The 6,340-nt window shown below is 66.0% G+C and carries 5 protein-coding genes; all 5 read left to right on the forward strand.

Annotation, left to right across the window (positions count from 1 at the left end):
* Nucleotides 1-148 precede the first annotated feature (148 nt).
* The 5 genes from AC5RWT_RS33160 to AC5RWT_RS33180 all read left to right on the forward strand — a co-directional run bounded on the left by AC5RWT_RS33160 (nt 149) and on the right by AC5RWT_RS33180 (nt 6,235).
* Nucleotides 149-484 (forward strand): hypothetical protein, encoded by a 336-nt coding sequence (locus AC5RWT_RS33160; RefSeq protein ID WP_494083922.1) that lies wholly within the window; start codon nt 149-151, stop codon nt 482-484.
* A gap of 42 nt (nt 485-526) precedes the next feature.
* Nucleotides 527-811 carry a Sec-independent protein translocase subunit TatA gene (tatA, locus tag AC5RWT_RS33165; protein ID WP_494083923.1) on the forward strand — a complete coding sequence of 95 codons (285 nt, stop codon included), beginning with the start codon at nt 527-529 and terminating at the stop codon, nt 809-811.
* A 5-nt stretch (nt 812-816) separates the two neighbouring features.
* The gene (tatC, locus tag AC5RWT_RS33170) at nt 817-1,677 is read left to right on the forward strand and encodes a twin-arginine translocase subunit TatC (RefSeq protein WP_494083924.1); all 861 of its coding nucleotides are present in this window, start codon (nt 817-819) and stop codon (nt 1,675-1,677) included.
* Nucleotides 1,678-1,743: 66 nt separating this feature from the next.
* Nucleotides 1,744-4,563 carry a DEAD/DEAH box helicase gene (locus tag AC5RWT_RS33175; protein ID WP_494083925.1) on the forward strand — a complete coding sequence of 940 codons (2,820 nt, stop codon included), beginning with the start codon at nt 1,744-1,746 and terminating at the stop codon, nt 4,561-4,563.
* A 37-nt stretch (nt 4,564-4,600) separates the two neighbouring features.
* Entirely contained in the window at nt 4,601-6,235 is a 1,635-nt protein-coding gene (locus AC5RWT_RS33180; RefSeq protein ID WP_494083926.1) for an amidohydrolase, read from the forward strand.
* The last annotated feature ends 105 nt before the right edge of the window (nt 6,236-6,340 follow it).

Below are 6,340 nucleotides of genomic sequence, written 5' to 3' on the forward strand. Positions count from 1 at the left end.
GTGTTGCCGGGCCTGGTGGCCCGGCATGGCGGAGAAGTGTCCGTCCTGGAACCGGCCGAAGCGGCTGACCAGACGCAGCACTGGCTGCGGCAGGCGCTTGAGGCCTACCGCTCGGACGCCGCAGCCGCCGGAAGCTAGAGTGGACAGCATGCCCCTTTGGTTTTGGATCCTGCTCTGGGTAGCCCTCTGCGCGCTGGCCCTGGTGTTCATGGCGCTGCTCGCCTGGCGGATCTTCCGCCACTTCATGCGGACGTTGCAGGAATTCGAGGCGGCTGCGGACCGGCTGGGTGGCGGATTCCGCGTGGAACAGCCGCCGGCAGAAGCCCGCAGCCACCGGCCGGCCATCTTCGCCGACACCGCCGTGCTCAAGGAGGATTACGTCCTGGGTAAGGAGCGGCGGCGGGAAGACCGGCGCCAGCGCAGGCTGGCCCGCAGGGCAGCGCGCGGACAGCGGCAGTCGCTCCGCGATCTGCGGCTCTCCTGACCCCGCCATGGCATAGGATGTACTGGACGAAAGGAACCACGCATGGGACGACTCTTCGATAACCCCGCGACCATTATTATTCTGGTCATCCTTGTGCTGCTGCTCTTCGGCGCACCGAAGCTGCCCGGACTCGCCCGGAGCCTGGGACAGTCCATGCGCATCTTCAAGTCCGAGGTGCGGCAGATGAAGGACGATGACCCGTCCGCAGCCGACGGGGACTCGGAACCGGTCGAGGGCCGCGTGGTTAATCCGCCCCGGAACACCAATGACAACCGCGGCCAGAAGCCGAATGCGAACGGCGGATCCCCATCGCCGCACCAGCAGTAAGGGCCGTGGCCGGTAAGAAAGGCCGGAAGGCCAACCCCGAGGGGCGGATGCCGCTCAAGGCCCACCTCAGAGAGCTCCGCAACCGGCTAATCATTGCCGGGATCGCCGTCCTCCTGGGCGCGGTCGCCGGCTGGTTCCTGTACGACCCGGTGATGGTCGCCGTCCAGCAGCCCCTGATGGAGATCTCGGCGGAAAAGGGCCGGCGTGCCGAAATCAACTACGGCAGTGTCGGATCGCCCTTCGACTTGAAGATCCAGGTCTCCATCTTCCTGGGGCTGCTGGTCAGCTCGCCGGTGTGGATTTACCAGATTTGGGCTTTCATCACGCCCGGCCTCAAGTCCAAGGAACGCCGCTACACGCTCGGTTTCATGCTCGCTGCCGTGCCGCTGTTTCTGGTGGGAATATACTTCGGCTGGATCGTGCTCCCGGAGATCGTCAAGGTCCTCACCATGTTCACGCCGAAAGGCGGGGTGAACCAGATCCTGGCCACCGACTACCTCACGTTCGTGATGCGCATGTTCCTGTCGCTCGGGATCGCGTTCCTGCTGCCCGTGGTCCTGGTGGGGTTGAATTTCGCCGGCCTGTTGTCCGGCCGCCGGGTGATTAAGAGCTGGCGGATCGTGGTGTTCGTGGTCTGCCTGGTAGCCGCGATGGCCGCACCCGGCCCGGATGCCATGTCCATGTTCCTCCTGGCGGGACCGCTGTTGGCACTGTTTTTCGTGGCCACCGGCATCAGCCTGGTTAACGACAAGCGGCGGGAAAAGCGGCGCCGGCTACGTGAAGCGGACGTCGCTGCCACCCTCGACCAAGCGACACCGCTTGAGCAGCTGGAACCCGGCGAGGGAAAGCCTGACCCAGCCAAATAAGCCGCGGCCGCTCCGGCGCCCCGACCACCCATCGGGCGGGCGGGTTTAAACGGATAGGCTTTTGATATGAGTTCTCCATCCGAACGCTACCTGGCGGCCGCCGAACGGGTAGCCTTCTCCAAGACCCGGTTGTACTCGTTCAGCCAAACTCTCGGATTTGAACTCGACCCTTTTCAGCGCGAGGCGTGTGAGGCCTTGGAACGCGGCCGCGGCGTGCTGGTGGCTGCTCCCACTGGCGCCGGCAAGACCGTCGTTGGTGAGTTCGCGGTCTACATGGCCTTGCAGCGCGGCCTCAAAGCGTTCTACACGACGCCGATCAAGGCACTAAGCAACCAGAAGTACAACGAGCTGGTGGCCACCTACGGAGCCGACCGGGTGGGACTGCTGACGGGCGACACGTCTGTCAACCCGCACGCAGACGTGGTGGTGATGACCACCGAGGTGCTGCGGAACATGCTGTATGCCAATTCCGACACCCTGCTGGACCTGGCCTACGTGGTGATGGACGAAGTGCACTACCTGGCCGACCGGTTCCGTGGTGCAGTGTGGGAGGAAGTCATCATCCACCTGCCCAGCGACGTGCGGTTGGTCTCCCTGTCGGCGACCGTCTCCAACGCCGAAGAATTCGGCGCCTGGCTGGACACCGTCCGCGGCGACACTGACGTGGTGGTGTCCGAGCACCGCCCCGTGCCGCTGTGGCAGCACATCATGGTTGGCTCGGACTTGTTCGATCTCTTCGCCGGTGACGTCGCTTTTGACGAATCAGTGCAGGAATCGGGAACGGGCAGCAGCCGGGCCTATGATGTGAATCCTGAACTGCTGAAACTGGCCTCCGCCGAGCACCGGCTTAACCGCAGCGCCAACTGGGGCCGCTCCGGCGGCCGGCGGGGGCGCCGCGCACCCGAACCTCCGCGGCAGGCGCTGACCCGGATCCGGCGGGCCAGCCGGCCGCAGGTCATCGCCAAGCTCGACAGCGAAGGACTGCTGCCGGCTATCACGTTCATCTTTTCCCGCAACGGCTGCGATGCCGCGGTGAAGCAGTGCTTGGAATCCGGGCTGCTGCTGACCACCGAAAAGGAGCGCGCTGCCATCGTCCGCCGCGTGGACGAGGCGGTGCAGGACATAGCCGAAGAGGACCTTGACGTCTTGGGCTTCTGGACGTGGCGCGAAGGCCTCTCCCGGGGGTTTTCCGCCCACCATGCCGGCATGCTTCCGACCTTCAAGGAAGTGGTGGAGAAGCTCTTTGCCGACGGACTTGTCCGCGCAGTCTTCGCTACCGAGACGTTGGCGCTGGGTGTGAACATGCCGGCGCGCTCGGTCGTGTTGGAGAAACTGGATAAGTTCAACGGCGAGGCGCACGTCGATATCACGGCAGGGGAGTACACGCAGCTCACCGGCCGTGCCGGCCGGCGCGGCATCGACGTTGAAGGCCATGCCGTGGTGCTCTGGCAACCAGGCACGGATCCGGGAGCTGTGGCGGGCCTGGCGTCGCGGCGGACCTACCCGCTGAACTCCAGCTTCCGTCCTACCTACAACATGAGCATCAACCTGATTGCGCAGTTCGGCAGGGGGCCGGCGCGCGAGATTTTGGAGAGCTCGTTCGCGCAGTTCCAGGCAGACCGCTCGGTCGTGGGCCTGGCGAAGCAGGTGCGCAGCCGGGAAGAGTCGCTGGCTGGTTACGCACAGGCCATGAGCTGCCACCTGGGTGACTTCAGCGAGTATGCCCGCCTGCGCCGGGAACTGAACGACGTCGAAAAGAGTGCCTCCCGCAACCAGTCGCGGCATCTGCGTTCCGCGGCCGCCTCGTCGCTGGACCGCCTGCGCCGGGGCGACATCATCGACATTTCGGCGGGCCGGAATTTGGGCTATGCCGTGGTGCTTGACCGGGACGAATCCGCGCGCGAGCCCCGCCCCACTGTGCTGACGCAGGAAAAGCACATCCGCCGGATCTCTGTGGACGATTTCCAAGGCCCGGTGGAGGTACTGTCCAGCATCCGGATTCCCAAGACGTTCAATGCCCGCAGCCCCAAGGAACGCCGCGACCTGGCCTCCTCGCTGCGCAATGCCCTGCACGACAAGCGGCCGCCGCGGCGGGGGAGCGAGCACCGTGACTTTGTTGTCCCCGGCGGCCCCAAGGCCGAGCGGCAGATCAACGACCTGCGCCGCAAGCTCAAGGCCCACCCGTGCCACGGTTGCAGCGATCGTGAAGACCATGCCCGCTGGGCGGAGCGTTGGTGGAAGCTTCGCAAGGAAACCGACCAGTTGGTGTCGCAGATCCAGGGCCGCACGAACACCATAGCCAAGACTTTTGACCGCGTCTGCCAGGTGCTCGACAGCTATGGCTATCTGGAGACCGGCGGCGATGGCGTGGCCATTAGTCCTGCCGGCGAACGGCTCCGTCGGATCTACGGCGACCGCGACCTGCTGGTGGCGCTGTGCCTGGAGCAGGACGCGTTCGACGGCCTGACCGCCGCGGAACTGGCCGCCTTTGTGTCCTGCCTGGTGTACCAGGCCAAACGGGAAGAGGCAGGCATCCGGCCCAAGATGCCTTCGCCGGCGATGGAAGCCGCCGTGACCATCGCCGTGCGCGAATGGTCACAGTTGACCGATCTTGAGGAACAACACCGGCTGCCGCTCAGCAGCGAGCCGGAGCTGGGCCTCGCCTGGCCGATCTACAAGTGGGCCGGTGGCCGGTCCCTGCAAACCGCACTGAAAGGCACCGATCTGGCGGCCGGCGACTTTGTCCGCTGGGCCAAACAGGTGATCGACCTGCTGGACCAGTTGGCGAAAGTACCCACCCTTGATGCGCAGCTCGCGGCGCGCAGCCGGCAGGCCATTGGCCTGGTCCGACGCGGTGTCGTCGCCTACGCGGCAGTGGCCGAATAGTGCCCTTCGCCGCACCACCTCAGTTGAAAGGATCTCCATGAGCCCATCCGTCCTGCCCGCCGCCACGGGGCTGACCCTGTACCGCAACGGCAGCGTTTACAGCGCCGCTGACCCTTACGCCACTGCGATGCTGGTGGACGGGGGCACCGTGGCGTGGATCGGCACGGAGCATGCAGCCACGTCCATCGCTGACAGCTCCATGGAAATCGTCGATCTGGATGGACGGTTGGTGGCGCCCGGGTTCGTGGATTCGCACGCCCACGTCACGCAGACCGGACTGGCCCTGTCCTCGCTCAACCTGAGCGGCTGCGCGTCGCTGGTGGAACTGCTCGACGCCGTGGCCGCCGCTTCCCGGCAGGACCCGGGCCCGGTCCTGGGGCACGGCTGGGATGAAACACGCTGGCCGGAGAACCGGGCGCCGAGCGCTGTGGAGCTCGACCGCGCCACGGGCGGGGCGGATGTCTTCCTGGCCCGGGTCGATGTCCATTCTGCAGCCGTTTCGGCCGCTCTGGCTGCCCGTCTGGGCCTGTCGGACCTGCCCGGTTGGTCCGGCAGCGGCACAGTCAGCGGCCCGGCCCTGAAGCAGGCGCGGGACGCCGTCCAGACGCCTGCTGCCGGCCGGCGTGAAGAACTACAGCGGATGGCTCTGCAGCACGCCGCGTCCCGCGGCTACGTCGCCCTGGCCGAAATGGCTGCCCCGCAACTGGGCCCCGCCGAAGACCTGCTGGGATTGCTGGCATTGAACGACGCCGAGCCCGGGCCCAGGATCCTGCCGTACTGGGGAGAGCTGATGACCTCCGCCCAACACGTTGCCGAGACCGTTGAACGCTTCTCGGGGCGCCTGCGGGGGCTGGCCGGGGACCTGACCATGGACGGGTCAGTGGGATCGCACTCTGCAGCCATCTGCGCGGGCTACACCGACCGCCCGGGCGAGCACGGGACCCTCTACCTCGAAACGGAGGACGCAGCGCTGCATGTAGAACTGGCCGCCCGGCACGGCGTCCAGCCAGGCTTTCACGTGATCGGCGACGCCGGCCTCCTGCGGGTGCTCGACGCACTGGATCTGGCCGCCGAGCGCATCGGGCACGCGGTGGTCCGTGGGGCCCGGCCTCGGCTCGAGCATGTGGAGATGGTGCCGGAAGGTGCGCTGGAGCGCATGCTGCACCATGGAGTGACCGCCAGCATGCAGCCGCTCTTCGATGCTTATTGGGGAGGTGCCGAGGGCATGTATGCCGCCCGGCTCGGCGCCGATGCTGCCTTGGCCATGAACGCAGTCGGCACACTGCAGACTGCGGGCGTCCCGGTCGCCATTGGCTCCGATGCACCGGTCACCGAACAAAGCCCGTGGGCCACCGTGAAAGCGTGCCTGGAGCACCACAACCTGCGCGAGCAGATTTCGGCGCGGGCAGCGTTCCTGGCCCACACCAGGGCCGGCTGGCGGGCGGCAGGAGAACCGAATCCCCTTGAGGGCCAACTGGCACCAGGAACCCCGGCAACGTTCGCCGTGTGGGATGCGGATGAACTCTCCATCCAGACTCCGGACTCCCGGGTGTCCGCATGGAGCACCGATGCGAGGGCTGGAACGCCCATGTTGCCGTCTCTCGACAACGGCAGATTGCCGGAGTGTGTACGAACTGTGGTGAACGGAATAACCATTTTCGACGGGTTCTGAGCCCGCGACAGCCGAAGTGGGGAGCCGGAAATCTGAATTAAATGTTTGATTTCCGGCTTTTTCCCTCTCCCGGAGACCTGCTCTGACGTGCAGCGATGGATAAAA

Source organism: Arthrobacter sp. Dra40 (genome assembly GCF_059091905.1).